We start from the raw sequence: 259 nt of genomic DNA on the forward strand, positions 1-259 counted from the left end.
CGCGGCCGAGCCACCCCCACCGCCCGCCAGCTGCGGGAGGTCGGCGTCAGCGCGGACTCGCTCCGCGAGGTGACCGCCGTCGAGTTCCTGCGCGCCATGGACGGGGCGCGGGGCGAGGACTCCTACGACGTCCTCGTCCTCGCCCTGGTCGGCGGCGGGGTCCAGGCGATGCTGCACGGACTGGGCCGCGTCTGGCAGGACCGCGCCGAACGGCCCGTGGTCGTCACCGGATACGTCGGCGTCGTCTACGAGAAGCTCG

1 protein-coding gene is annotated in these 259 nt (G+C 74.9%); it reads left to right on the forward strand.

What is annotated here, in order from left to right; translation table 11 throughout:
- A partial coding sequence (locus G3I53_RS08130; RefSeq protein ID WP_343240572.1) for a DUF6716 putative glycosyltransferase occupies positions 1 to 259 on the forward strand: 259 nt, incomplete at both ends.

Origin of the sequence: Streptomyces sp. SID14436 (assembly GCF_010548465.1) — a bacterium.
In the GTDB taxonomy this organism is placed as follows: Bacteria; Actinomycetota; Actinomycetes; order Streptomycetales; family Streptomycetaceae; genus Streptomyces.